Genomic DNA, 25,318 nt, shown 5'->3' with positions numbered 1-25,318 from the left:
GTCAGCTCGCCAGGAAATCCAGCACTACTTCGGAATATCTCTGCGGCGCCTGCTCGAACATCGGATGCGTCGTGTTCGGGATGATCGCCGTCTTGGAATAGGGCACATGCGCGGCCAGCGCGTGCAGCACTTTCGGCAACAGTCCCTTGGTCCGCGCGCCCAGGATGAACAGGGTCGGCATCTTGATGGACTCCGCATCCGCCTTCGAGAACGGCGGGCGGTTGTCGCGGACCTGGCCGATCAGCGTCATGGCGTTGTCGCGCAGGTTCTGCTTCACCATCGCCGGCAATCGCGGCCAGGTGCCGGGCCCCTCCAATGTGTCGACGAAGACGGCGAGGCCGCCATCGACATCGCCGGCTGCGATCTTCTCTGCGGAAGCGGTGAAGCGCGCCAGCAGGGGAGAGGGGCCGCCGACGTAATCCGGATCGAGGCTCGCATCGAGCTCGCCGCCAGGCTCGGCCAGGATCAGCCGCCGCAGCAGATCCGGCCGCCGCTGCGCCACGCGGAAGCAGATATGGCCGCCGCGGGAATGTCCCATCAGATCGACCGGTCCGAGATCGAGCGCGTCGATGAAAGCGATGACGTCTTGGACATGCTGGGCGATCGAATAGGTGTCACCAAGGCCGTCCCAGCGGTCCGGGAAGAAGTGCCGCAGGCTGACGGCGATCGCCCGATGTCGCTGCGACAGCGGGCCGAGCACGCAGCCCCAGACGCGGAAGTCGTTCAGCGAGCCGTGTACGCAGACCAGCGGCGGACGGCCTCTGTCTTCGCCCACGTCGAGATAGGGCATGTCGTATCCGTTGACGTGCAGGCTTTGCATTCAGGGCTCGCGCGGGGTTGGAACTCCTGTGCACGATTCCCGGAAACCGGGTGGATCGCAACTATTTCCAAGCCTAGATTCGGGCCGAGATCACATTGGGGGCATGCGACAAGGAACGCAGCCAGGAACCAAGCCATGACCGACCAGCATTTTGCCCTGTTCGACACCCGGATCGGCCTGTGCGCCATCGCCTGGGGCCCGCGCGGCATCAACGGCACCCAATTGCCGATGGGCGGCGAGCAGAAGATCCGCACCCGCATCCAGCAGCGCCATGCCGATGCCAGCGAAACCGAGCCGACTGCCGAGGTGCAGCAGGCGATCGACCGCATCACAAAACTGCTCGCGGGCGAGCCGGATGATCTCGCCGACATCCCGCTCGACCTCGACGATGTGCCCGAATTCAACCGCGGCGTCTACGACATTGCCCGCACCATCCCGCCCGGCAAGACCATCACCTATGGCGACATCGCCAGGCAGCTCGGCGGCGTCCAGCTGTCGCGCGACGTCGGCCAGGCGCTTGGCCGCAACCCGTGCCCGATCGTGGTGCCCTGCCATCGCGTGCTGGCGGCCGGCAACAAGCCCGGCGGCTTCTCGGCCAACGGCGGCGTGGTGACCAAGCTGAAGATGCTCGAGATCGAAGGCGCGCTGGTGAACCACACGCCGAGTTTGTTTGATTGAGACGGCTTATGCCGGCGAGATCCCGTCCTAAATCTTCGCCGCCACCTTCGGCCAGTATTTGTCGCGCAGATGTCGCTTCACCAGCTTGCCGGTCGGCGTGCGCGGCAGCTCGGGCTCGAAGTCGATCGAGCGCGGGCACTTAATGGCGGAGAGGCGGGTCTTGCAGTAGGCGATCAGGTCCGCCTCCAGCGCCTTGCCGGCGCGGCTCATGTCGTGCGGTTGCACCACCGCTTTGACTTCCTCTCCCATCTCTTCGTTCGGGACGCCGAACACGGCAACGTCGGCGACCTCAGGATGCGTGATCAGCACGTCCTCGGTCTCCTGCGGGTAGATGTTCACCCCGCCCGAGATAATCATGTAGGACTTGCGGTCGGTGAGATAGAGGAAGCCGTCCTTGTCGAGATAGCCGACATCGCCGAGCGTCGACCAGCCCTTGGCGTTGTAGGCTTTCTTCGTCTTCTCGGGGTCGTTGTGATAGGTGAACGCGGGCGCGTCGGCGAAGTAGACCGTGCCGATCTCGCCCACCGGCTGCTCCTCGTCGTTCTCGTCCAGAATCTTGATCTTGCCGACCACGGCGCGGCCAACGCTGCCGCGATGCTCCAGCCATTGTTGCGAGTTGCAGACCGTGACGCCGTTGCCTTCCGAGCCCGCGTAGTACTCGATCAGGATCGGCCCCCACCATTCGATCATCTTGGCCTTGACGTCGACCGGGCAGGGCGCTGCGGCGTGGATCGCGCCCTTCAGCGTCGAAACGTCGTACTTCGTGCGCACTTCTTCCGGCAGCTTCAACATGCGCACGAACATGGTCGGCACGAGCTGCGATTGGGTGACCTTGTACTTCTCGACCAGCTTCAAAAATTCCTCGGCATCGAAGTGCTCCACGATGATGGAGGTGCCGCCGAGCATGATCGCCATCATGTTGAAGCGCAGGGGCGCCGCGTGATAGAGCGGCGCCGGCGAGAGATAGATGCTCTCGGCGTTCATGCCGCACATGTCGGCGCAGAGCACGCGGAGGAAGGCGTTCGGCACGTCGATCCTGTTGCCCTCGAAGGCCTTCTTGATGCCCTTGGGCCGCCCGGTAGTTCCCGACGAATACAGCATGTCGTAGCCGGCGACCTCGTCGGCGATCGGCGTGGTCGGCTGCGCAGCGGCTTCCTTGTCGTAGGAGCGGAAGCCGGGCAGCGGCTCGTCCATCATGTAGAAGATCGGCTCGTCTGCCGTGCCCCTGATCAGGCCCTTGATCTGGTCGGCGCATTTCGGCGTGGTGATGACGACCTTGGCGCCGCAATCCCCAATGATGTAGTCGATCTCGTCCTGCTTCAGATAGCGGCTGATGGCTGTGTAGTAGAGCCCGCTGCGCTGTGCCGCCCAGCAGATCTCCATGAAGGCGAGGCGGTTCTCCATCAGAAGCGCGATGTGGTCGCCGGCCTTCAGCCCGAGCGATCGGAAGAGATGTGCACCCTGGTTCGAGAGCTCGTCGAGCTCGCGATAGGTGATCGCCTTGCCGGTGCCGGCCATCTGGTAGGCGATCTTGTCGGGCGTGGTGCGGGCGTGGATAGACGGATGGGTCATGGCGTTTCCTCAAAACACAAATGGCGAGGAGCGAGTGGCGAATAGGGAAGAAGGAAAACCGTTCTTCGCCTATTCACCATTCGCTACTCGCCACTCACGACTCGCTTTTGTTTTTACAGTCGCTCGACGATCGTCACGTTGGCCATGCCGCCGCCTTCGCACATGGTCTGCAGGCCATAGCGCTTGCCGCGCTGGTGCAGGGCGTGGACCAGCGTGGTCATCAGCTTGGTGCCGGAGCCGCCGAGGGGGTGACCCAGCGCGATCGCGCCGCCGTTGACGTTGAGGCGCTCCGGATCGGCGCCTGTGGTCTTCAGCCACGCGGTCGGCACCGAGGCGAAGGCCTCGTTGACCTCGAACAGGTCGATGTCGCCGATCTTCATGCCGGCCTTCTCAAGCGCGCGCTTGGTGGCGTGCAGCGGCGCGTCCAGCATGATGACGGGATCGCCGCCCGTCATGGTCATGTGGTGGACGCGCGCGAGCGGTTTGACGCCGAGTTGCTTCAGGCCGCGCTCGTTCACCACCATGACGCCGGAAGCGCCGTCGCAGATCTGGCTGGCGCTGGCGGCGGAGAGCCTGCCGTTCTCGGCGATCAGCTTGACGCCCTTGATGCCGTCGAGGCTGACGTCGAAGCGGATGCCTTCGTCGATGTGGTGGGTGTCCTTGCTGCCGTCGGCGCGGGTGATATCGAGCGGCACGATCTCCTTCTTGAAGTGACCGGCCTGCGTCGCCGCGATCGCGCGCTGGTGGCTGTTGTAGGAATACTCGTCGAGCTCATCCTTGGAGAGGCCGTACTTCTCCGCCATCATCTCCGCGCCGGTGAACTGGCTGAACACGATGTTCGGATACTTCTTCTCGATGCCCGGGCTCTTGTAGTTGCCAAAGCCGTTCTTGGCCGGAAGCTGCGAGGACAGGCCCATCGGAACCCGCGTCATCGATTCCACGCCGGCCGCGATCACGACGTCCATCGCACCCGACATCACGGCTTGCGCGGCGAAGTGCAGCGCCTGCTGCGAGGAGCCGCACTGGCGGTCGATCGAGGTGCCCGGCACGCTTTCAGGAAGCTTCGAAGCCATGACTGCGTTGCGCGCGACGTTGTTGGACTGCTCGCCGACCTGCATCACGCAGCCCATGATCACGTCCTCGACCAGGGCGGGATCGACCTTGGTGCGATCGACCAGCTCGTCCAGCACCTTCGCGGCGAGATCGGCCGGATGCCAGCCCGCGAGACGGCCCCCCTTGCGCCCGCCCGCGGTGCGCGCAGCGGCGACGATATAAGCCTCGGCCATGTCGGTCTCTCCCTGAATTTTTGACTGGGTTGGTTGTCGGGGTCGGATTTAAGGGACCGGAGATCGTTTAGTCAATCGATCAATTAACTCTTGTGATGAGGCGCTGCTTGAGCTTATCTGCGCCCCGCTTCAAGCGGCGAAAACAGGGATCTCCGTGGCCACCAGCGTACCGAACAGGCTCCCCGGCGGGAAAAATTCCACGGCAGAGAAATTGCTGGTGGCCGCGAGCGAGCTGATGATCGAACGCTCCTCGATCGAGATCTCGCTCTCCGATATCGCGCAGAAGTCCGGCGCCAACGCCGCGCTGGTCAAATATCACTTCGGCAACAAGGACGGCCTGCTGCTGGCGCTGCTTGCACGGGATGCGGCGACCGAGATGTCCAACCTCGAGTATCTGCTGGCGCAGCCGATCACGTCGACGGCGAAGCTGAAGCTGCACATCGCCGGCATCATCCGCGCCTATCACCGGTTCCCCTACATGAACCGGCTGATTCACTATCTGCTGCACGAGACCAGTGCGGGCTCCGCGGATGAAGTCTCGAAATTCTTCGTTGCGCCGCTGCTGGATTTCCACCGCCGCCTGCTCGCCGAAGGCGTCAGCCGCGGCGAATTCCGGCAGACCGATCCGGTGTTGTTCTACACCAGCCTGATCGGTGCCTGCGATCATCTGTTCTTCGGCCGGCATGCGATGTCCCGCGCGACCGGCGTCGGCCCGGTCACCGATGATGTCTGCCGGCAATACATCAAGCACATGGAAACGCTGATCTGCGGCGGCATCCTCACGCAAGTCGAGGAAGCTGCCGCGGCCGGATAATCGGCCGAACTCTTAGTCTAGAGAAGAAACGCCCAAGGAAAAGTTAGAGGAAAGGTACAAGCGATGCAGTTGAAAGACGTAGCCGTTCTCATCACCGGCGGTGGCTCGGGCCTTGGTGCCGCGACCGCCCGCGCCATGGCTGCCAAGGGCGCCAAGATCGGCGTGATCGACCAGAGCAAGGAAAACGCCGAGAAGGTCGCTGCCGAAGTGAAGGGCGTCGCGCTGCATGCCGACGTCACCAGTGAGGAGCAGATCAAGGCCGCGATCGCCAAGGCGGAAGCTGCGCACGGCGTCGCCCGCGTGCTGATGAACTGCGCCGGCATCGGCGGCTCGCAGCGTATCGTCGGCCGCGACGGCGTCTACCCGCTGGAAAAGTTCGCGCGCATCATCAACGTCAACTTAATCGGCACCTTCAACTGCCTGCGTCTGTTCGCCGAACGCCTCGTCACTGCGGAGCCGATCGGCGAAGAGCGGGGCGTCATCATCAACACCGCTTCGGTGGCGGCTTACGAAGGCCAGATCGGCCAGATCGCCTATTCGGCCTCGAAGGGTGGCGTCGTCGGCCTCACGCTTCCGGCCGCGCGCGATCTCGCCAGCCAGAAGATCCGCGTCAACACCATCGCGCCCGGCCTGTTCTTCACACCGCTGCTGATGGGCTTGAACGAAGAGGCGCGCAAGAGCCTGGGCGCCCAGGTGCCGCACCCCTCGCGTCTCGGCGACGCCAATGAATACGGCATGCTCGCCGTGCACATCGTCGAGAACCCGATGCTCAACGGCGAGACCATCCGCCTCGATGGCGCCATCCGCATGGCGCCGCGCTAGGAGAGGCGCTTCTTCCTTCTCCCCTTGTGGGAGAAGGTGGCGCGAAGCGCCGGATGAGGGGTTCTCTCCGCGGAGACAGACCCCTCACCCAGGCGAGCTCTTGTCGAGCGGCGTACATGCCCTCTCCCGCAAGGGGAGAGGGCGCAGCAAACGGCACCATCGTTGCGGATGGAGGAAAGTCGCCCATGTCCCAACCGCTGCTGATCGAGCATGACGACGGCGTCGACCGGGTAACGCTCAATCGTCCCGAACACCTCAATGCGCTCGAACCGGCCTTGATCGACGCGCTCAACACTTACTTCCAGGGCCTGCAGCGCAACCGCGATACGCGCGTCGTCGTGCTGAAGGGCGCCGGCAAGAATTTCTGCGCGGGTCTCGATCTCAAGCACGCGATGCAGCGCCGCGCCGGGCAGCAGGAGCCGCCCGGCGTCACGGAGTCGCTGGATTCGCAGCGGCGCATCGCCGACATCGTGATGCTGATGCGGCGTTGTCCGCAGCCGATCCTGGCGCTGGTGCAGGGCGCGGCGGCCGGCGGCGGCTTTGCGCTGGCGCTGGCCTCCGACATCCGCATCGCGACGCGGTCGACGCGGATGAACTGCGCCTTCATCAAGCTCGGCCTCGGCGGCTGCGACATCGGCACCAGCTATTTTCTCCCGCGGCTGGTCGGCGTCTCCGTGGCATCCGAACTGATCCTCACCGGACGCTTCATCGGCGCCGAGCGGGCGCTCGCGGTCGGGCTCGTCTCGGAAATCGTCGAGGAGGACGGTCTGGATGATGCGGCGGCGCCTTATGTCGAGGCGATGATGACGGCCTCGCCCGTGGGGCTGAGGTTGTCAAAGGAATGTCTCAACATCAGCGTCGATGCCGGATCGCTGGAAGCTGCGATCGCGATGGAGGATCGCAACCAGGTCCTGTGCAGCCGCTCGGAAGAGTTCTCGGAAGGCATCAGGGCCTTCCTTGAGAAGCGAAAGCCTGTCTATATCAAGCGCTGAACGACGAAGATCCGCAAAGGACAATAATTCCGGGAGACGCAAAGATGAGTGGAAGCGCGGCGGCGGTGATGACGAAGCCCGCCTTTCGCAAGGTCCAGTGGCTTGAGCGCGACATCGACGTGGAGCGCCGCGGCGACGGCACGGTGGTGCTGAAGTCGCGCATTCCGCTGCAGCCTTACGAGAAGCACATCCCGGCCTCGCTGGCGAAATGGGCGAAGGAAGCACCCGAGCGCACCTGGCTGGCGCAGCGCGGCGGGCCCAACCGCGAATGGCGCAAGGTGTCTTACGGCGAAGCCAAGCGCACCGTGGATGCGCTGACGCAAGGCTTGCTCAATCTCGAGCTCGAGGGACGTCCGGTCACGATCCTCTCCGGCAATTCGATCGAGCACGCGCTGATGACGCAGGCCGCGATGCAGGCGCGCGCTCCAGCGGCTCCGGTCTCGCCGGCCTACTCGCTGATGAGCCACGATCACGTCAAGCTGAAATATCTGTTCGACCTGATCAAGCCGGCCGTGGTGATGGTGCAGGACGGCCCGACGTTCGAGAAGGCGCTGAAGGCGCTCGATCTCGCCGGCGTCACCGTGGTTCACGTCGCGCGGCCTTGTGAGGGCATCACAAGCGTCAGCTTTGCTGAGTTGGCGACCACGCCGGTGACGAAGGACGTCGAGGATTCGATCGCGAGAATTACGCCGCAGACCGTCGGCAAGCTGCTGTTCACGTCGGGCTCGACCGGCATGCCCAAGGCCGTCATCAACACGCAGGAGATGATGTGCGCCAATGCGGCGATGATGATGCAGGTTCGTCCGCGCGACCCGAGCGGGCCGATCTCGACCATGCTGGACTGGATGCCCTGGAACCACACCATGGGCGGCAATGCCGCATTTCACCCGATCCTGGTTGACGGCGGCACACTCTATATCGACGACGGCCGGCCGATGCCGGGCCAATTCGACGAGACGCTACGCAATTTGCGCGAGATCTCGCCAACCTACTACGCCAACGTGCCGGCCGGCTATGCCGCGCTGGCCGCCGCCATGGAGAAGGACGATGCGCTCTGCCGCTCCTTCTTCAAGAATCTCTCGATCATGGCCTATGGCGGCGCGCGGCTGCCGGACGATCTCTATGATCGCATGCAGGCGCTTGCGGTGAAGACCACCGGCGAGCGCATCGTGTTCTACACCGGCTGGGGCTCGACCGAGACCGCGCCGACCTCGACCGGCACCTATTGGGACACCGAGCGCGTCGGCCTGATCGGCCTGCCGTTCCCCGGCGTCGAATTGAAGATGGTGCCGTGCGGCTCGAAATACGAATTGCGCCTGCGCGGCGTCAACGTCACGCCGGGCTATTTCGGCCAGTCGGATCTCACGAAGAAGATGTTCGACGAGGAAGGATTCTACTGCATCGGCGATGCCGGCATCTTCGTCGACGACACCGATCCGGTACAAGGCATCATCTTCGCCGGCCGCGTAGTGGAGGACTTCAAGCTCACCACCGGCACTTTCGTGCATGTCGGCTCGCTCCGCACCGACGCGATCGCCGCTGCGACCCCTGTGGTGCACGACGCGCTGGTCGCGGGGCAGGATCGCGCCTTCATCGGTTTGCTGGCCTGGCCCAATCTGCATGCCTGCCGCCAGCTCGTCGGCAATCCCGATTTGAGCTTTGCCGATGCCGTGAGGCACCCCGAGGTGATCGCCTGCTTCAGGCGCGGCCTGGAAGCTCACAACCGGGAATGCGAGGGCGCCAGCAGCCGCATGATTGCGCGCGCCATGCTGATGGTCGAGCCACCCTCAATCGACGGCAATGAGCTCACCGACAAGGGTTACATCAACCAGCGCGCCGGCCTTGAGCGCCGCGCCGCGCTGGTGGAGCGGCTCTATGCGGATAAGCCGGATGACGACGTGATCGTGCTGCGATGAGTGCGAGTGAATTCGTCATTCCGGGGCGCGCGTTAGCGCGAACCCGGAATCCAGAGATGACCAGATCGAGATTCCGGGTTCGATGCTGACGCATCGCCCCGGAATGACAGAATTAAAAAGGTGACTCACCATGAACTTCGATTTCTCCGACGACCAAAAGCAGCTCCGCGACCAGGCGCGCAAGTTCCTCGCGGAAAAATGCCCGCCGAAGGCGGTGCGTGTCGTGCTCGACGGCAAGGCGCCCTACGACAAGGAGCTCTGGAAGGGCCTTGCCGAGATGGGCTTTCTCGGCGTCGCGATTCCCGAGGAGTTCGGCGGTGCGGGCGCCGGCCATCTCGAGCTCTGCGTGATTGCGGAGGAAATGGGCCGGGCCAACGCGCCGGTGCCGTTCTCCTCGACGGTCTACCTCGCTGCCGAGGCGCTGCTGATCGCCGGCAGCGATGCGCAGAAGAAGAAATGGCTGCCTGCAATCGCCGCGGGCGAGGCGATCGGCACGCTGGCGCTGTTCGAGGGCAAGGGCAATCCGTCACCGAAGAACGTCAAGCTCACCGCAGCGAACGGCGTGCTCAACGGCGTCAAGAAGCCGGTGGCCGACGGCGCAATCGCCGATTTCGCGGTGGTTGCCGCGCGCACGGGATCGAGCGGACGCGAGAATGACATCTCGCTGTTCCTGGTCGATCTGAAGGCTGGCGGCGTCGAGGTGAAAAGCCTCACCAATCTCGATCCGACCCGCGGGCAGGCCGAGATCACCTTCAAGGACGCCAAGGCGGAGCCACTCGGCGCCGCCGGCGAAGGCTGGAGCATCCTGACCCAGGTGCTCGATCGTGCCGCGGTGCTGTGCGCGTTCGAGCAGGTCGGCGGTGCCGATCGCGCGCTGGAGATGGGCCGAGACTACGCGCTCGACCGCATCGCCTTCGGTCGCCAGATCGGCTCGTTCCAGGCGGTCAAGCACATGCTCGCCGACATGTACGTCTCGGCGACCCTGGCGCGCTCCAACAGCTATTACGGCGCCTGGGCGCTCTCGACCAACGCAGCCGAATTGCCCGAAGCCGCGGCCGCCGCGCGCATCAGCGCGACGCAGGCGTTCCAGCACTGCGCCAAGAACAACATCCAGGTTCACGGCGGCATGGGTTTCACCTGGGAGTTCGACTGCCACATGTACTACCGCCGCGCCAATGCGATGGCGCTAGGGCTCGGCAGCCTCACCTATTGGGAAGACCAGTTGATTGACCGCATGCGCAAGAAGAACGCGGCGTAAGCGCCGATTTGTAGGATGGGTAGAGCGAAGCGAAACCCATCGCCACGCGAAGATTGAAAGAGATGGGTTTCGCTGCGCTCTACCCATCCTACGAGATGAATGCGCGGCTGAGGGCTGAACCATGAACTTCGACGACACCCCGCAGGAAGCCGAATTTCGCGCCACAGCGCGCGCCTGGATCAGCGCGAATGCGCCAAAACAGTACGAGGAAGAGCTGCGCAAATCCTCGCTTGGCCGCACGCAGCTCAAGAACGCCGACATCCTGCAGGTCGCAAAAGCCTGGCAGAAGAAGAAGGCCGATGCCGGCTGGGCCTGCCTGCACTGGCCGAAGGAGTATGGCGGCCGGGGCGCCTCGCCGATCGAGCGCGTGATCTGGCAGCAGGAGGAAGGGCCATTCGGCCAGCTGTCCCGCATGTTCATCATCGGCCACGGCATGTGCGGGCCGACCATGATGGCGTTCGCGCGCGAGGAGCATAAGCGCAAATATCTGCCGCCGCTCGCCTCCGGAGAGAACGTCTGGTGCCAGCTGTTCTCCGAGCCGGCCGGCGGCTCCGACGTGGCAGGCTTGCGTACGCGCGCGGAGAAGGACGGTGACGACTGGATCGTCAACGGACAGAAGATCTGGACCTCGGGCGCGCATTATTCCGACTACGGCATCTTGCTCACCCGCACCGATCCGACCGTGCCCAAGCACAAGGGTCTCACCATGTTCTTCCTGGACATGAAGAGCCCTGGCGTCGAGGTCAGGCCGATCAAGCAGGCGAGCGGGGCGTCCGACTTCAACGAGGTCTATTTCACCAATGTCCGCATCCCCGACCATCAGCGCCTCGGCGAGGTCGGTGACGGCTGGAACGTCTCGCTGACCACGCTGATGAACGAGCGCAGCGCGATCGGTGCGGCCGTCTCGACCGGCTTCCCTGAATTGTTCGAGTACTGCTCCAGCCTGATGCTCGACGACGGTCCGGCGATCGAGGATCGCGCGGTGCGCTCGAAGCTGGCGAACTGGGCGGTGAAGGCGAGCGGCCTGAAATACACCAGCATGCGCGCGATCTCGGCGCTGTCCAAGGGCGAGCGGCCGGGGCCGGAAAACTCCATCGGCAAGCTGGTGGCGGGCTCGATGATCCAGGACGTCGCGACCTACGCACTCGATCTGCAAGGAGCCGCGGGCGTGGTCAGCGGCGAGGATGCCGAGCTGTCCGGCCGTTTCCAGGCCATGCTGCTGCGCGCGCCGGGCACCCGCGTCGAAGGCGGCACTGACGAGATCATGCGCAACATCATCGCCGAGCGGGTGCTGGGCCTGCCCGGCGACATCCGTGTCGACAAGGACGTGCCATTCAACAAGATCCCGACGAAGGGAAGAAATTAGCCGTCATTCCGGGGCGGCTCGAAGAGCCGAACCCGGAATCTCGAAGTGAATATGCAAGCTCTAGATTCCGGGTTCGCGCGTTGCGCGCCCCGGAATGACAATGAAAGGGGAGCGCCATGAATTTCGACGACACGCCACAGGAAGCCGCATTCCGCGAGACCGCGCGCAAATGGATCGAGGCCAATGCGCCGAAGGAGCTGCATGGCGAGCTGTCAAAATCCTCGCTCGGCCGCATCCGGCTCGCGCACCACGACATCGTCGATGTCGGCAAGGCCTGGCAGAAGAAGAAGTTCGAAGGCAATTGGGCCTGCCTGCACTGGCCGAAGGAATATGGCGGCCGCGGTGCGACCCCGATCGAGAAGGTGATCTGGCAGCAGGAGGAGGGCGTCTACGGCAAGCTGACGCAGCCGTTCCAGATCGGCGAGGGCATGTGCGGTCCGACCGTGATGGCCTTCGGCAGCGAGGACGCCAAGCGCCGCTACTTGCCGAAGCTTGCCTCGGGCGAGGAAATCTGGTGCCAGCTGTTCTCGGAGCCATCGGCCGGCTCGGACGTTGCGGGCTTGCGCACACGCGCCGAGAAGAAGGGCGATAGCTGGGTCGTCAACGGCCAGAAGATCTGGACCTCGGGCGCGCATTACTCCGATTACGGACTCCTGATCGCGCGCACCGATCCGAACGTGCCCAAGCACAAGGGCCTCACTATGTTCTTCCTGGACATGAAGAGTCCCGGCGTCGAGGTGCGGCCGATCAAGCAGGCCAACGGCATGCACGAGTTCAACGAAGTCTATTTCACCGACGTCGTGATCCCCGACAGCCAGAGGCTGGGGGCCGTCGGCGAGGGCTGGAGCGTGTCGCTGACCACGCTGATGAACGAGCGCATGTCGATCGGCGCGCGGCTTGCGACCGGCGTCCCTGAGATGTTCGAGTTCTGCTCCAGCCTGATGCTGGAGGACGGACTCGCCATCGACGATCCCGCCGTGCGCTCGAAGCTCGCGAGTTGGGCGGCGAAGTCGAACGGGCTGAAATACACCAGCTACCGCACGATCTCGGCGCTGTCGAAGGGGGAGCGGCCGGGCCCGGAGAATTCGATCGGCAAGCTCGTGTCGGGCATGATGCTCCAGGACATCGCGACCTGCGCCATGGACCTCCAGGGCGCGGCCGGTGTTCTCACCGGCAACGACGAGGAGACGGTGCAGGGCCAGTTTCAGCAGATGCTGCTGTCCTCGCCCTCGATGCGCATCGCCGGCGGTACCGACGAGATCCTGCGCAACATCATCGCCGAGCGGGTGCTGGGATTGCCCGGCGACATTCGCGTGGACAAGGACGTGCCGTATAACAAGATCCCGACCAAGGGGCGGTGATCTCACGTCTCGCGGTATCTCGTAGGGTGGGCAAAGCGAAGCGTGCCCACCATATGCAGATGCTTCGGGGCAAGTCTGTCGGTGGGCACGACGCTTGCGCGTCTTTGCCCACCCTACGAGAAGAGCGCGAGCCAATTCATGGATGCAAAAGTGAGCCAGACCCAAGACCGCATCGGCGTGCTCGAGGAACTCCTCAACGAGCGCTACTCCGTCCGCGCGTTTCTTCCCAAGGACGTCGATCGCGCGACCATCGAGCATGTGCTGACCACCGCGCAGCGCACCGCGTCCTGGTGCAACAGCCAGCCCTGGCAGGTCATCATCGCCAGCGGCGAGGCCAAGGAGCGCTTTCGCAAGGCGATCTATGCGGAGGCCTCAAAGGGCCTTGGCGATGATTACGATTTCACGCCGCCGCGCGAATATGTCGGGGTCTATCTGGAGCGCCGCCGCGAAAGCGGCTTCCAGCTCTACAACACGCTCGGCATCGCGCGCGGCGACAAGATGGCCTATGCCAGGCAGGCGCTCGAGAACTACAATTTCTTCGGCGCGCCACATGTTGCGATCATTCACACCAACGAGCCGCTCGGCATCTACGGTGCGATCGACTGCGGCGCCTATGTCAGCAATTTCATGCTGGCCGCGCAGGCGCTCGGGCTCGGCACCATACCGCAGGCGGCGCTCGCACGGCATTCCGGGCTGATCCGCCGGCATTTCAATCTGCCCGACGACCGCCGCGTCGTCTGCGGCATTTCGTTCGGCTACGCCGACCATGCGCACAGGGTCAACAGCTACCGCACCTCGCGCGCGAGCGTGGCCGATACCGTGACCTTTGTTGACGAGTGATCGAGCGCGGTGAACCCGGCGCCGCCCGCATCGGACGCGCGCGAAGACGGCCGTGGAAACGGCCGTCTTCGTTTCGTCCGGGTCCGATTAGCGTCGGCTATCAGCCGCCGCTGCCGCCGATCACGGCTCGCACCGTCTCGTCGGGCCCGAAATCCTCGGCGCCGTCGACATAGAGCAGCGCGGCGAGCTTCGAGCGGGCGCGGTTCACGCGGCTCTTGATCGTGCCGACCGCGCAGCCGCAGATCGAGGCCGCGTCTTCGTAAGAGAAGCCGGACGCACCGACCAGGATCAACGCTTCACGCTGATCCTGCGGAAGCTTGTCGAGCGCCGTGCGGAACTCCTCGAACTCGAGATGCGCGTTCTGCGAAGGCTGTGTCTTCAGCGTCTTGGCGTAGTTGCCCTCGGCATCCTCGACCTCGCGCCGCCGCTTGCGATAGTCGGAGCGGAACAGGTTGCGCAGAATCGTGAACAGCCAGGCCGGCAGGTTGGAGCCGGGCTGGAACGAGTCGATGTTGGCGAGCGCACGCAGCAGCGTCTCCTGGACCAGGTCGTCGGCCCGGTCCGCATTGCCGCTGAGCGAGATGGCGAAGGCGCGCAGACTGGGCACGGCCGCCAGGATGTCGTTACGAAGGGAGTCCGTGAGAGGCATTAATCCCTCCCATTGTTGTTGTCGTTGGATCCACCCTCATTCTCCACGTGGGGAGTCGCTCCCGGCGCATCAAGCTTCTTGATCAGTTCTGCGAACCGATCCGGAACCCCCTGCCGTACGACATCGTCGTACATGGCCCGCAATTGATGCCCGATCCGGGATTGGATCTCCGGAGTGAGGCCTCCCTTGCCGGGGGTCGTGCTTCTGCTGGCTTGAGACTTGAGATCTTTCATGACCTGTTCCACGTTTCCCCGAGTTAAGTGACTGCAAATTCGAGAGGTTTTCTCAACCGGGAGCCGTTCCCTGGATAGGCACAATTCCAGGTCCGCGAAAAAGTTCCCAGCTCTACGGAACTTTTCTTGAGCTGATGCGTAGTCAGCCCAGCAGGGGAACCCGGGCCCCCCGCGTGTCTCCTGACCTCAAGGCTGGCCCGAAGACGAATGGAGTGGGGATGTCCCGTTCACAGCTTGTTGCGGAACACTTGCCGTTGTTGCGCCGGTACGCGCGCGCCCTGACCGGCAGCCAGGCCTCCGGTGACGCCTATGTCGCAGCCATGTTGGAAGCCATGCTGGGAGATCCGTCGGTGCTCGATGAGAGCCATGGGCCTCGGGCCGGCCTGTTTCGGCTGTTCACGCAGATCTGGAATTCGGTCTCGGTCAACGAAGACGCCGAGGTGACGACCCTGCCGATGCCGCCGGAGCGGCGGCTGTCGAACATCACGCCGCTGCCGCGTCAGGCCTTCCTGCTGCTTTCGCTCGAAGGCTTCTCGGAAGAGGAAGTCGCCTTCGTCCTCGGCACCGACGTCGCGGAGACGCGGCGCCTTGCAGACGCTGCCGGACGCGAGATGGCGGCCGAGATTGCCACCGACGTGCTGATCATCGAGGATGAGACCTTCATCGCCATGGACCTCGAAAGCCTGGTGAAGAATCTCGGCCACAACGTCGTCGGCGTCGCGCGCACCCATGCCGATGCAGTGGCGCTGGCCAAGAACAAGCGGCCCGGCCTGATCCTCGCCGACATCCAGCTCGCCGACGGCTCGTCGGGCCTGGATGCCGTCAACGAACTGCTGCGCACCTTCGAGGTGCCCGTCGTGTTCATCACCGCCTATCCGGAGCGCTTCCTCACCGGCGAGCGTCCCGAGCCGGCATTCCTGATCTCAAAACCGTTCCAGCCGGCAATGGTATCGGCGGTGGCGAGCCAGGCGCTGTTCTTCCAGCGCAATTCGCGCAATCGCGCGCCGAAGGCGCCGGCGGCGTAATGACGCCCTGGTAGCCCGGCAATTGGCGAAGTGATCCGATCCGGCGTGCCGCAAGGCACGCCGGATTTTTCATGTCCGCTGCCATGCTTGACGGCCGTGGAATTCACCGCCCATACCTCATGCAGAGGCTGCGCCCGCGGCCGCACCAACCGGAGATGTCCCCATGGACCAGCCGCTGCTCGACCGCCTTGCCATTCGCGACCTCGTCGAGAACTGGGCGGTGTGGCGCGACGCCGGCGATTGGGAGCGCTTTGCCACGGTCTGGCATGACGAGGGCTGGATGTCCGCCACGTGGTTTCAGGGGCCGGCGCGGGATTTCATGCGCGTCAGCCAAGAGGGATTCGCCAAAGGCGTGCGCATCCTGCATTTCCTCGGCGGCACCAGCATCGATCTTGCCGGCGAGCGGGCCATCGCCCAGACCAAGATGACGATCTCGCAGCGCGCCCTTGTGCACGACGTGCTCTGCGACGTCGTCTGCACCGGGCGCTTCTACGATTTCCTGGAGAAGCGGCAAGACCAATCAGGAATTGGTAAATGGGGCATCGTCCGCCGCCAGCCGATCTACGAGAAGGACCGGATCGATCCGGTCGATCCCGCCGCGACGCTGCGCCTCGACCAGGAGGCGCTCGCCGCGCTGCCCGAAGGCTATCGCCACCTCGCCTACATGCAGGAGCTGATCGGCTACAAGGTCAAGCGCGACATGCCGGGCCTCACGGGCCCGGAAGTCGAGAAGCTCTATGGCGAAGGGCGGCAATGGCTCGCGGCGAAGGCGAAGTAGACGCCAGACAAAAGTAAGGCGCGACTGGCATCACCACAGTCGCGCCCTACGTCGCCGGCTTATGGGGCAGGGGGGAATAGCCGGCTGCTGAGACGACTCCCGACCGTCGGAGTCGTTCCACGGCTTGCGAAATATTTCGCCGACCTGCGGCATTTTTCGCACACGGTTAAGTGATCGTAACGGTCGAGAACCGCCGATCCTGTGGCGGCGTTGTTCCCGTGATCGCCATGGGGCGAGGGATCGACAGCCATGTCACAGATTCAAAAGGTATTTTTAGGCGCTATTGCGACCGTCGCGACACTTGGTGCCGTGCAATTGGCCTCCGGCCATGACTTGGCCGGTCGCTGGCAGGCGGTCGCCGACACCTCCAGCCGCAGCTCGAACTTCGCCCCCAGCCACAATGTCAATCGCACCGCAAAGGCGGACCGGCTCGCCGAGATCAAGCCGGCGCCGGCTCCGACCCGCACGGTGTCGATGCGGCTGAACGACCTCGCCGATACGTCGGTGCTGCTGCGGGTCCCCGCGGTGGTCGAGACCGGCAACGCCAAGCCCCCGGTGCTGCTCCAGAACCAGCAGAAGGTTCGCGCCAGGCCGACGATCGCCTGTGAGCCGATGGTCAGCTCCCTGACCGAGGTCGCGAAGCTGCTTCAGCCCGGCCGTTGCGTGACCTGATCCGCGTCTCCCGCGAGGGGTACCCTCCGGGCGGATGCTTCACATCCTCTTGATCCGCCGTTGCCTCGCGCTATATCCGGGTTCCTCCTTTTGTTTTGACCGGGTAAGCGCATGACGACGTCAGACACGGCTGTGCATACGCAGCCTTTCCAGGCCGAAGTTTCCGAACTGCTGCACCTGATGGTGCATTCCGTTTATTCGGAAACCGATATCTTCCTCCGCGAACTCATCTCCAATGCCTCCGATGCCTGCGACAAGCTGCGCTACGAGGCCATCGCAAGTCCCACCCTGCTGGGCGAGGGCGACGCGCTCAAGATCCGCATCATCCCGAACAAGACGGCCAAGACGCTTACGATCGCCGACAACGGCATCGGCATGGAGCGGCAGGAGCTGATCGATCATCTCGGCACCATCGCCCGCTCCGGTACCAAGGCGTTCGTGTCCAAGCTGAAGGAGGCCAAGGACGGCCTCGGCCTGATCGGACAGTTCGGCGTCGGCTTCTATTCAGCCTTCATGGTCGCCGAGAAGATCGTCGTGATCAGCCGCCGCGCCGGCGAGAGCGACGTCTGGACCTGGACGTCGTCCGGTGGCTCCGGCTTCGAGATCGCCCGGGCCAGCGAGGAGGAAGCGGCGCGCGTGACACGCGGCACCGAAATCGTCCTGCACCTGAAGGACGACGCCAAGAAGTATCTCGAGACCTACGAGATCGAGCGCATCGTCACAGCCTATTCCGACAACATCCTGTTCCCCATCGAGCTCGTGCCCGAAGAGGGCGAGCCGCGCCAGATCAATTCGGCCAGCGCGCTGTGGCAGCGCGCGAAATCCGAGCTGACGGCAGACGACTACAAGAAGGCCTATCAGCAGATCGCTTCCGCCTTCGACGATCCCGCGATGACGCTGCACTACCGCGCCGAGGGCCGCTACTCCTACGCCGTGCTGCTGTTCGCGCCCTCGACCAAGCCGTTCGACCTGTTCGAGCCCAACCGCAAGGGGCGCGTGAAGCTCTATGTCCGGCGCGTCTTCATCACCGACGATGCCGATCTGTTGCCGGGCTATCTGCGCTTCATCCGCGGCGTCGTCGACAGCGAGGATCTCCCGCTCAACATTTCGCGCGAGATGCTTCAGAACAATCCGCAGCTCGCGCAGATCCGCAAAGCCGTGGCGACCCGGGTTGTGTCCGAGCTCGAAAGTCTTGCCGACAAGGACCCCGAGAATTTTGCCAAGATCTGGGACGCGTTCGGCGCGGTGCTGAAGGAAGGCATCTACGAGGATTTCGAGCGGCGCGAAAAGCTGCTTTCGATGTCGCGCTTCACCACCACGTCGGGCGAGAAGCGGTCGCTGAAGCAGGTCATCGCCGATTTCAAGCCGAACCAGACCGAGATCTATTATCTCGTCGGCGACAGCATCGAGCGGCTGAAATCCAACCCGCGGCTGGAAGCTGCGACCGCGCGCGGCATCGAGGTGCTGCTGCTGTCCGATCCGGTCGATGCCTTCTGGACCTCGATGCCGTCGGAGTTCGACGGCAAGCCGCTGAAGTCGCTGAGCCAGGGCGATCTCAATCTCGACCTGATTCCGCGCGTCGACGAGGCGGACGAGGCGAAGAAGGACGAGCCGGCCGCGGATGAAGCGGCCACCATCGCCGTGATCAAGGCCGCGCTCGGCGAGCGCGTCAGCGACGTCAAGGCCTCGACCCGGCTCACCAGCTCGGCCTCGTGCCTCGTCGCCGACAGCCAGGGGCCCAGCCGCGAGCTCGAGCGCATCCTGTCGCAGCAGAACCGCGGCATGAAGACCAAGCCGATCCTCGAGATCAATTTGCGCCATCCGCTGGTCACCGCGGTCACCAAGGCGCAGGCTGGCTCGAAGGTCGTCGACGATCTCAGCCTGCTCCTGCTCGAACAGGCGCAGATCCTGGACGGCGAATTGCCGGAAGACCCGGCGGCGTTCGCGGCAAGGCTGAATCGGCTCGTGCTGCAGGGGCTCGGCGCCTAGCGCCGCAGCCCCGCCCTACTCACCTTGCCGTCATCTATCTGCAGGAACAGTCGCGTCCGCCGGGATGTTATGCCATATGGAACCGCCGGCTCCCGATCCGCCGGCGGCCACAGACTCGAGGATGCGTCCATGCGCCTGCCGTTCTTGACTCTCACCGCGATTGCCACGCTGTTCGCCGCGGCAGATGCCAGCGCCCAGACCTATGATCCGCGCTATCCGGTGTGCATGCACGTCTATACACCCGGCGGCGGCTTCGGCGGTGGCGGCGGAGACTATTTCGACTGCTCTTTCACCTCGCTGCCGCAGTGCCGCGCGACCGCGTCGGGGCGCTCGGCGAGCTGCGATCTCAACCCGTATTACGCCTTCGACGAACCCCCGCCGCCTCGGCGGCGCCACAAGAAACAGCATTAGCGGTCTGCGATGCGGTCTCCTCGGATATTCTCGTCGCGTGGTTGGCTCGGCCTCACCATGGCCGTCGGCGTCTTGCTCGCCGCCGCGCCGTCGCATGGGCAAACCTTCGATCCCCGCTCTCCCGTCTGCATGCACGTCTATTCCGGTGCGAATGGCGGTGGCGGGGAGTGGTACGATTGCTCCTTCACCTCGCTGCCGCAGTGCCGCGCGACCGCCTCTGGCCGCGCTGCGACCTGTGACCTCAATCCATATTATCCGTTCACCGCGCCGCCGCGCCCGCGCCACAGGCGAAGCGGTTAGCGCTGGGGGGATCGCCGGCCGCCAATCCGATGGAGCATGCGGGATGATTTGCCGCGTGTTCCTCGAGATCGCTGTGCCATGTTGACCGCCGCGTTGATTGCGGCGGCCAATTGCCAGCTCATCTTGTCCGTCGTCCAGTCGCTTGCATGCAGCCTGGTATCATCGCCGGGGTCGACCATCCGGTCGAAAGAGATCTTGGCGACTTCGTGCCAGCCCTGCATCAGCTCGAAGCGGCGGAAGACGTTGACGCCCTTGGCACGCGCGATATCGCTGATCGCCGCCACCATGGCGCTCGCCTTTTCGATCCTGGCCGGTGTCAGCAGCGCCGGCACATATTGCAGGTCCATCAGGATCACGTCCATCCGTCCGGTCGCCAGCAACTGATCGACGCCGTTAGAGATGGCTTCCGTGGTGTCTTTGAAGGAAGGTGGGTTCTTGTCTGCAGATTGCCAAACTGCATTTGTGCCGACCTGCCAGATTACGAGATCCGGATTCTGGTCGAACACATCATGCTTGAATCGCCTGCGTTCTTGGGGAGCCTCTTCGCCGCCGACGCCTCGGTTGACCACATCAATCGTGGCTTTCGGGAATAGTATCCGGAGGTTCGCCAGCAGCCGTTGCGGATAGGGTGCAATACCCCCTTCACCCGCCGTCGTCGACGAGCCGATCGCAACCACCTTGACCTGTCCGCCCTTCAGCCGGTTGGCGAAAATGGTGAGCGGCAGCTCGAACGGCGTTGCGTTGACAGGAATTTGCGAGGCGTCGAGGGCCACGATTAGCCTCCCTGTCGTAGTCAGGACAATGCGAGGTAGAGCAAGGAATATCCTGTTTGGCGGGGGCCGCCTAGCGCCTCCCGCTACTCCTTCCTCACGCCCGATAGCTCGACCACTTTCTGGCAGCGATCGGTTTCCGCCAACGGGATCGCGCCGAGGTCGGCGATGCGGGCCTTGGCCCCGGCGTCGAGGGAGAGGGAAAGCTTCCCGCTCGGCTTCGTTACTTTGCTATCGCAAGAATGGCGCCGGGCTGCACGCCAACCCGCCGGCCCGGTAAAGGATCGCTAGAGTTAATCGCGCACTAACGGAGTTTTACCTTGTCTCTTAACACCTGGGCAGTGCGCGCGGGCTAAGCTGCCGGACACAAGCAGACGGCCCGAAAGAGTGAACAATATGACCACCGGCGTCATCGAGCAGCCGAAAACCGTACACGCACCGTCGGCCTCGAAGATCTGGCTGAAGGCAATCGAGCTCACTGCGCGGATCGAGGCATTGCCCGGGCGTCTGTTCGCGGACGTCATCGACGATTGGGCGCAACGCCAGCCCGGCCGCGTCGCGCTGGTCGCGGATGACACAAGTCTGGACTATCAAGGCCTGTCGAAGCGCATCAATCGCTACGCGCGCTGGGCGCGCTCGATCGGGGTCGCCAAGGGCGATACCGTGGCCCTCATCATGCCGAACGGTATCGACTATCTCGCGGCCTGGCTCGGCATCAGCCGCGTCGGAGGCGTGGTGGCGCTGCTCAATACAAAGCTGGTGGGACAGTCGCTTGCGTATTGCATCGACGTCGCAAGGCCGGCGCACATCATCGTCGCGCACGAGCTGACGGAGATGCTGGACCGTGCAACGCCGCATCTGAAGGCGCAGCCCAAGGTCTGGACCCACGGCGATGCCCGCAGCCAGCGCGCGATCGACGTCGCTCTTGCCGTCCTCGACGACGGCCCGCTCTCGTCGGACGAACATGGCGACGTCACGATCGATGACCGCGCGCTGCTGATCTACACCTCGGGCACCACGGGCCTGCCGAAAGCGGCCAGCGTCAGCCACCGCCGTATCCTCAACTGGGGCTTCTGGTTCGCCGGTCTCACCGGCGCGACTCCCCAGGACCGGCTCTACGATTGTCTGCCGTTGTTCCACTCGGTCGGCGGCATCGTCGCGCCGTGCAGCATGCTGGCTGCCGGCGGTTCGGTCGCCATTGCGGAAAAATTCTCGGCCTCGCATTTCTGGTCCGACGTCGTCCGGCATGACTGCACGTTGTTCCAGTATATCGGCGAGCTCTGCCGCTATCTGCTGAAGGCGGCGCCGTCGGAATACGAGACCAGGCACCGCCTGCGGCTCGTCTGCGGCAACGGTCTGCGCGGCGACATCTGGGAAGATTTCCAGGCGCGCTTTTCCATTCCGCGCATCCTCGAGTTCTACGCGGCGACTGAAGGCAATTTTTCGCTGTTCAATGTCGAGGGGCAGCCGGGTGCGATCGGGCGCATTCCGCCGCTGCTGGCACATCGCTTTCCCGCCAGTCTCGTCAAGCTCGACCCCGGCAGCGGCGTGCCGCTGCGCGATGACGAGGGCTTTTGCATCGCCTGTGCCCGCGGCGAGGCCGGCGAAGCCATCGGCCGCATCGGCGCCGCAGACGAGGGCGGCGGCCGCTTCGAAGGCTACACCGATGCGGGCGAGACCGAGAAGAAGATCCTGCGCGACGTCTTTGCCAGAGGCGATGCCTGGTTCCGCACCGGCGATCTGATGCGGATCGACGACAAGGGCTTTTTCCATTTCGTCGACCGCATCGGCGACACCTTCCGCTGGAAGGGCGAGAACGTCGCGACCTCGGAGGTGAACGACGCCGTGCGCGATTTCGCCGGCGTGGTTGATGCCACCACTTACGGAGTCGCCATCCCCGGCGCCGACGGCCGCGCCGGCATGAGCGCGATCGTCGTGAACGAGGGCTTCGACATCTCCGCGCTGCCTGCGCATCTCGCGCAGCGCCTGCCGGCTTACGCCCGGCCGATCTTCATCCGCATCTCGCGCGAGCTCGATGCGACCGAGACGTTCAAGCAGAAGAAGGGCGATCTCGCGCGCGAGGGATTTGACCCGGCTGCGATCTCCGATCCGCTGTTCATGCTCGACCCGAAATCCGGCGCCTATGTCGCGCTCGATTCCAGCACATTTTCCGGGATCGTAGACGGCACGATCCGGCTGTAACGGCAACAAATCCGCCAGATGGGTCCAATTTTATCTGAATTGTCCAAGAGGCCATTTACTTCTGTCGGGTAAGCAGAGGGTCATTGGGAGGCGGTCATCAAGAGCCGCCGCAACACGAATGATAACGAAAAGCGAGCCAGCCATGTCGGTAAGGTCAAAGGTCATCGAAGCGATCCAGCAGATCGCCAGAGAGCAGCACGTCGCGCTTCCCGCACTCTCGGACGATCTGTCCCTGCACGAGACGGGTTTCGACTCGCTCGCCTTCGCCATTCTTGTGGCGCGCCTCGAGGACGAGACCGGCGTCGACCCATTCACCATTTCCGAGGACGCAGCGTTCCCCGCCACGGTGGGCGATTTCGTGCGGGCCTACGAAAATGTCCCCGCGTGAGATCTTTGCGCTTCGCGACCATCTCGGCGCGGAGCTGAAGGGCCGCACGATCTCCGATGCGCATGATGTCGTGTCGCTGACCGACATCCTGTCGCACACGGTTCTCGGCGGCCGTCTGCGCGAGCTGTCCGGCCGCGCGGTGCTGCTGAAACTGTCGGACCAGCTCCGGTCAGGCCTTGCCATGATCGAGCTCGACGGCATCGCCCGCCGCATGCTGCTGTGTCCGCCGGATCTCAACCCGGCGCATCTTGACTCGTTGATCGCTGATGCCGGCATCGATGCCGTCGTCACCGACGAGCCCAATCGCTGGGCCGGCACCGGCGTTCCGCTGGTCGTCACCGCGCATTTGCCTCTTCAAGCCACCGCGCCGGCCACGAGCGAGCGTGCGACCGAATGGTTGATGTTGACTTCGGGCACCTCGGGCGTGCCAAAGATCGCTGGCCATACGCTGGAGGCGCTGACCGGGGCGATCGTTGCCGAAGGTCCGGCGCGCGGCCCGGCGCCGGTCTGGGCGACGTTCTACGACATTCGCCGCTACGGCGGCCTGCAGATCTTCCTCCGCGCCATCCTGTCCGGCGGCTCGATGGTGCTGTTCGATCCGCATGAAGCGCTCGGCGATCACATCGCGCGGTTGAATGCGCGCGGCGTCTCGCACATCTCGGGCACGCCCTCGCACTGGCGCAAGCTCCTGATGAGCGGCGCGGCCGCGCAATTTGCCCCGGCTTACGTCCGTCTCTCCGGCGAGATCGCCGACCAGGCCGTGCTCGACGGCTTGAAGGCGGCGTTTCCCAATGCTTCCGTCGGCCACGCCTATGCCTCGACCGAGGCCGGCGTCGGCTTCGCCGTGAATGACGGGCTGGAGGGCTTTCCGGCCGACTATCTCGGCAACCGCAACGGCGTCGAGATGAAGGTCGTCGACGGCTCGCTGCGGATTCGCTCGGCACGCACGGCGCATGCCTATGTCGGCCGCGACGCGGCGGCGCTTGCCGATGCCGACGGCTTCGTCGACAGCGGCGACATCGTCGAGCTGCGCGGCGACCGTTACTACTTCGTCGGCCGTCGCGGCGGCATCATCAATATCGGCGGGCTGAAGGTCCACCCCGAGGAGATCGAGGCGGTGATCAATCGCCATCCCGACGTGCGGATGTCGCGCGCCAAGTCGCGCCGCAGCCCGATCACCGGCGGCATTGTCGTCGCCGACGTGATCCTCGCCGACGGCACCGATGCGGCGCGCGCGAAGGAGATTCGCGACCAGATCCTGGATCAGTGCCGCGCCCAGCTCGCGTCCCACAAGGTGCCGGCGGTGATCCGTTTCGTCGAGGCGCTCGACGTCACCCCGGCCGGCAAACTGGCGCGCACCGATGCATAACGTTCTCGTCACCGGCGGCAGCCGCGGTATAGGTCTTGCCATTGCAACGCGCCTCGTCGGAGGTGGCTTCAACGTGATCTCGGCGGCCCGGCGCGAGAGCGACGAGCTCAAGGCGGCGATTGCCCGGTCCGAGGGACGGCTGCATTTCCGCGCCTGCGATCTTGCGGTGATCGATGCGATCCCGGCCTTCGCAAAACTCGTTCGCGACGAATTCGGCCCGATCTACGGCCTCGTCAACAATGCCGGCCTCGGCACCGAAGGCCTGCTCGCCACCATGCACAATTCCGAGATCGCGGCCCTGGTGCAGCTCAACGTGCTGTCGCCGATCGTCCTCACCAAATATGTCGCGCGGCAGATGATGGCCGATGGCGCCGGCCGCATCGTCAACATCTCCTCGATCATCGCGACCACCGGTTACAACGGCCTGTCCGTCTACGGCGCGACCAAGGCCGCCGCCACCGGCTTCACCCGCTCGCTCGCGCGCGAGGTCGGCAAGCTCGGCATCACCGTGAACGCGGTCGCACCGGGCTTCATCGACACCGAGCTCACGCACAACCTCTCGGACGAGGGCCGCAGGCGCATCGCCGGCCGCAGTGCGCTGCGTCGCCTGCCGCAGACGGACGACGTCGCGCGCATGGTGGAGTATCTGCTGGGGGAGGGCGGCCGCAATGTCACCGGGACGGTGTTCACTGTGGACGCGGGGAATACGGCATAAGCGGAACTCTGCCGTCTTGATTGCATTGATCCGGCACAATGACATTCAGCCGGATTTGGTCGTAAGATGCCCCGCAATCGGTTGGGTTACGT

General features: G+C 64.3%; 25 protein-coding genes. 19 read left to right on the top strand and 6 right to left on the bottom strand.

What is annotated here, in order from left to right; translation table 11 throughout:
* Position 1: 1 nt before the first annotated feature.
* Positions 2-820: an alpha/beta fold hydrolase gene (locus tag AC1RQP_RS35800; protein WP_492942015.1), complete on the bottom strand. Its 819-nt coding sequence runs from the start codon at positions 818-820 to the stop codon at positions 2-4.
* Between the two features lie 135 nt (positions 821-955).
* Here AC1RQP_RS35800 and AC1RQP_RS35795 point away from each other — a divergent pair, with 135 nt between their 5' ends.
* Positions 956-1,498: a methylated-DNA--[protein]-cysteine S-methyltransferase gene (locus AC1RQP_RS35795; RefSeq protein ID WP_239620744.1), complete on the top strand. Its 543-nt coding sequence runs from the start codon at positions 956-958 to the stop codon at positions 1,496-1,498.
* 27 nt (positions 1,499-1,525) lie between these two features.
* Here the strand turns inward: AC1RQP_RS35795 and AC1RQP_RS35790 are convergent, their stop codons facing one another.
* Positions 1,526-3,070, bottom strand: coding sequence for an acyl-CoA synthetase (locus AC1RQP_RS35790; RefSeq protein WP_492942013.1), 1,545 nt, complete (start codon positions 3,068-3,070; stop codon positions 1,526-1,528).
* A 113-nt stretch (positions 3,071-3,183) separates the two neighbouring features.
* On the bottom strand, positions 3,184-4,356 hold the full coding sequence (locus tag AC1RQP_RS35785) for an acetyl-CoA C-acetyltransferase (RefSeq protein WP_239620747.1): 1,173 nt from the start codon (positions 4,354-4,356) through the stop codon (positions 3,184-3,186).
* 154 nt (positions 4,357-4,510) lie between these two features.
* On the opposite strand from AC1RQP_RS35785, the gene AC1RQP_RS35780 reads away from it, so the two are divergent.
* The 8 genes from AC1RQP_RS35780 (at position 4,511) to AC1RQP_RS35745 (ending at position 13,725) form a co-directional block, all read left to right on the top strand.
* Positions 4,511-5,170: a TetR family transcriptional regulator gene (locus AC1RQP_RS35780; protein WP_193374337.1), complete on the top strand. Its 660-nt coding sequence runs from the start codon at positions 4,511-4,513 to the stop codon at positions 5,168-5,170.
* Between the two features lie 63 nt (positions 5,171-5,233).
* Complete coding sequence (locus AC1RQP_RS35775; protein ID WP_024337318.1) at positions 5,234-5,992, top strand: SDR family NAD(P)-dependent oxidoreductase; 759 nt, start codon at positions 5,234-5,236, stop codon at positions 5,990-5,992.
* Between the two features lie 185 nt (positions 5,993-6,177).
* Positions 6,178-6,984: an enoyl-CoA hydratase/isomerase family protein gene (locus tag AC1RQP_RS35770; RefSeq protein ID WP_492942010.1), complete on the top strand. Its 807-nt coding sequence runs from the start codon at positions 6,178-6,180 to the stop codon at positions 6,982-6,984.
* A gap of 44 nt (positions 6,985-7,028) precedes the next feature.
* Positions 7,029-8,900, top strand: a complete 1,872-nt coding sequence (locus AC1RQP_RS35765) for an AMP-binding protein (protein WP_492942008.1) — start codon at positions 7,029-7,031, stop codon at positions 8,898-8,900.
* Positions 8,901-9,030: 130 nt separating this feature from the next.
* Positions 9,031-10,158, top strand: coding sequence for an acyl-CoA dehydrogenase family protein (locus tag AC1RQP_RS35760; RefSeq protein WP_492942006.1), 1,128 nt, complete (start codon positions 9,031-9,033; stop codon positions 10,156-10,158).
* Between the two features lie 121 nt (positions 10,159-10,279).
* The gene (locus AC1RQP_RS35755) at positions 10,280-11,524 is read left to right on the top strand and encodes an acyl-CoA dehydrogenase (protein WP_239620754.1); all 1,245 of its coding nucleotides are present in this window, start codon (positions 10,280-10,282) and stop codon (positions 11,522-11,524) included.
* Positions 11,525-11,640: 116 nt separating this feature from the next.
* On the top strand, positions 11,641-12,885 hold the full coding sequence (locus AC1RQP_RS35750) for an acyl-CoA dehydrogenase (RefSeq protein WP_492942004.1): 1,245 nt from the start codon (positions 11,641-11,643) through the stop codon (positions 12,883-12,885).
* A 138-nt stretch (positions 12,886-13,023) separates the two neighbouring features.
* Complete coding sequence (locus AC1RQP_RS35745; RefSeq protein WP_492942002.1) at positions 13,024-13,725, top strand: nitroreductase; 702 nt, start codon at positions 13,024-13,026, stop codon at positions 13,723-13,725.
* Between the two features lie 100 nt (positions 13,726-13,825).
* Here AC1RQP_RS35745 and AC1RQP_RS35740 read toward each other — a convergent pair whose 3' ends face one another.
* On the bottom strand, positions 13,826-14,374 hold the full coding sequence (locus AC1RQP_RS35740) for a sigma-70 family RNA polymerase sigma factor (RefSeq protein WP_018316216.1): 549 nt from the start codon (positions 14,372-14,374) through the stop codon (positions 13,826-13,828).
* Positions 14,374-14,607, bottom strand: coding sequence for a NepR family anti-sigma factor (locus AC1RQP_RS35735; RefSeq protein WP_024337325.1), 234 nt, complete (start codon positions 14,605-14,607; stop codon positions 14,374-14,376). Before AC1RQP_RS35735 ends, AC1RQP_RS35740 begins: the two co-directional genes overlap by 1 nt.
* Positions 14,608-14,825: 218 nt before the next feature.
* Between AC1RQP_RS35735 and AC1RQP_RS35730 the strand changes: the two genes are divergently transcribed.
* From AC1RQP_RS35730 to AC1RQP_RS35705, 6 genes are all read left to right on the top strand, one after another.
* Entirely contained in the window at positions 14,826-15,632 is an 807-nt protein-coding gene (locus tag AC1RQP_RS35730) for a response regulator (RefSeq protein ID WP_028179299.1), read from the top strand.
* A gap of 163 nt (positions 15,633-15,795) precedes the next feature.
* The gene (locus AC1RQP_RS35725) at positions 15,796-16,410 is read left to right on the top strand and encodes a nuclear transport factor 2 family protein (RefSeq protein WP_492941999.1); all 615 of its coding nucleotides are present in this window, start codon (positions 15,796-15,798) and stop codon (positions 16,408-16,410) included.
* Between the two features lie 249 nt (positions 16,411-16,659).
* Positions 16,660-17,082: a hypothetical protein gene (locus tag AC1RQP_RS35720; protein WP_492941997.1), complete on the top strand. Its 423-nt coding sequence runs from the start codon at positions 16,660-16,662 to the stop codon at positions 17,080-17,082.
* A 111-nt stretch (positions 17,083-17,193) separates the two neighbouring features.
* Positions 17,194-19,071 (top strand): molecular chaperone HtpG, encoded by a 1,878-nt coding sequence (htpG, locus tag AC1RQP_RS35715; protein WP_492941995.1) that lies wholly within the window; start codon positions 17,194-17,196, stop codon positions 19,069-19,071.
* Positions 19,072-19,200: 129 nt separating this feature from the next.
* Positions 19,201-19,482, top strand: a complete 282-nt coding sequence (locus tag AC1RQP_RS35710; RefSeq protein ID WP_492941993.1) for a DUF3551 domain-containing protein — start codon at positions 19,201-19,203, stop codon at positions 19,480-19,482.
* Between the two features lie 57 nt (positions 19,483-19,539).
* Positions 19,540-19,782: a DUF3551 domain-containing protein gene (locus AC1RQP_RS35705; RefSeq protein WP_492942070.1), complete on the top strand. Its 243-nt coding sequence runs from the start codon at positions 19,540-19,542 to the stop codon at positions 19,780-19,782.
* On the opposite strand, the gene AC1RQP_RS35700 is transcribed toward AC1RQP_RS35705, so the two are convergent.
* A complete protein-coding gene (locus tag AC1RQP_RS35700) occupies positions 19,779-20,555 on the bottom strand; it encodes an SGNH/GDSL hydrolase family protein (RefSeq protein ID WP_492941991.1) in 777 nt (258 codons plus the stop codon). The genes AC1RQP_RS35705 and AC1RQP_RS35700 overlap by 4 nt on opposite strands.
* A gap of 384 nt (positions 20,556-20,939) precedes the next feature.
* Between AC1RQP_RS35700 and AC1RQP_RS35695 the strand changes: the two genes are divergently transcribed.
* From AC1RQP_RS35695 to AC1RQP_RS35680, 4 genes are all read left to right on the top strand, one after another.
* Positions 20,940-22,754 (top strand): long-chain-acyl-CoA synthetase, encoded by a 1,815-nt coding sequence (locus tag AC1RQP_RS35695; RefSeq protein WP_492941989.1) that lies wholly within the window; start codon positions 20,940-20,942, stop codon positions 22,752-22,754.
* A 142-nt stretch (positions 22,755-22,896) separates the two neighbouring features.
* Entirely contained in the window at positions 22,897-23,142 is a 246-nt protein-coding gene (locus tag AC1RQP_RS35690; RefSeq protein ID WP_131869025.1) for an acyl carrier protein, read from the top strand.
* Complete coding sequence (locus AC1RQP_RS35685; RefSeq protein ID WP_492941987.1) at positions 23,129-24,511, top strand: class I adenylate-forming enzyme family protein; 1,383 nt, start codon at positions 23,129-23,131, stop codon at positions 24,509-24,511. The genes AC1RQP_RS35690 and AC1RQP_RS35685 overlap by 14 nt, the downstream gene beginning before the upstream one ends.
* On the top strand, positions 24,504-25,226 hold the full coding sequence (locus tag AC1RQP_RS35680; protein WP_492941985.1) for an SDR family NAD(P)-dependent oxidoreductase: 723 nt from the start codon (positions 24,504-24,506) through the stop codon (positions 25,224-25,226). Before AC1RQP_RS35685 ends, AC1RQP_RS35680 begins: the two co-directional genes overlap by 8 nt.
* The last annotated feature ends 92 nt before the right edge of the window (positions 25,227-25,318 follow it).

This window comes from Bradyrhizobium sp. GW821-FHT13H06 (assembly GCF_058803975.1).
Note: the sequence above shows the minus strand (reverse complement) of the source record. Positions and strands in the feature narration are given on the sequence as shown.